This window comes from Pseudoalteromonas sp. SWYJZ12 (assembly GCF_015864395.1).
GTDB classification, from domain to species: Bacteria; Pseudomonadota; Gammaproteobacteria; order Enterobacterales; family Alteromonadaceae; genus Pseudoalteromonas; species Pseudoalteromonas arctica.
In genome coordinates, this window is the sequence record NZ_JADYXH010000051.1 from 1 (window position 1) to 1186 (window position 1186).

General features: G+C 45.1%; 1 protein-coding gene. It reads left to right on the plus strand.

Going from position 1 to position 1186, the window contains the following annotated elements; all coding sequences use genetic code 11:
- A complete protein-coding gene (gene tuf, locus I6F42_RS19960) occupies window positions 1-1185 on the plus strand; it encodes an elongation factor Tu (RefSeq protein WP_024589451.1) in 1185 nt (394 codons plus the stop codon).
- The last annotated feature ends 1 nt before the right edge of the window (window position 1186 follow it).

Below are 1186 nucleotides of genomic sequence, written 5' to 3' on the forward strand. Positions count from 1 at the left end.
ATGGCAAAAGAAAAGTTTGAACGCGTAAAACCGCACGTAAACGTTGGTACAATCGGCCACGTTGACCACGGTAAAACTACACTAACTGCAGCAATCACTAACGTACTTGCAAAAGTATACGGCGGTGTTGCTAAAGATTTCGCATCAATCGACAACGCTCCTGAAGAGCGCGAACGTGGTATCACTATTTCAACGTCTCACGTTGAATACGATACTCCTTCACGTCACTACGCACACGTAGATTGTCCTGGTCACGCCGATTATGTTAAAAACATGATCACTGGTGCTGCTCAAATGGACGGCGCGATCTTAGTAGTTGCTGCGACTGATGGCCCTATGCCACAAACGCGTGAGCACATCCTTCTTTCTCGTCAAGTTGGCGTTCCTTACATCATCGTGTTCATGAACAAATGTGACATGGTTGATGACGAAGAGCTACTTGAACTAGTAGAAATGGAAGTTCGTGAACTTCTTTCAGAATACGATTTCCCAGGTGATGACTTACCTCTAATTGCTGGTTCTGCGCTTAAAGCGTTAGAAGGCGAGAAAGAGTGGGAAGATAAGATTGTTGAGCTTGCAAACGCACTTGATACTTACATCCCAGAGCCAGAGCGTGACATCGATAAGCCTTTCATCATGCCTATCGAAGACGTTTTCTCAATCCAGGGTCGTGGTACTGTTGTAACTGGTCGTGTTGAAGCTGGTATCATCCGCATCAATGACGAAGTAGAAATTGTTGGTATCAATGATACAACTCGTTCTACTTGTACTGGTGTTGAAATGTTCCGTAAGCTTCTAGATGAAGGTCGTGCTGGCGAAAACATCGGCGCACTTCTACGTGGTACTAAACGTGAAGACGTTGAACGTGGTCAAGTACTAGCTAAGCCTGGTTCAATCAACCCACATACTACATTCACTTCAGAAGTATACGTACTTTCGAAAGATGAAGGTGGTCGTCATACTCCATTCTTCAAAGGTTACCGTCCACAGTTCTACTTCCGTACAACTGACGTAACGGGTGACGTACAGTTACCAGATGGCGTAGAAATGGTAATGCCTGGTGATAACATCAAGATGACAGTAACTCTAATCGCACCAATCGCGATGGATGAAGGTCTTCGTTTTGCTATCCGTGAAGGTGGTCGTACTGTAGGTGCTGGTGTTGTAGCAACTATCGTAGCGTAAT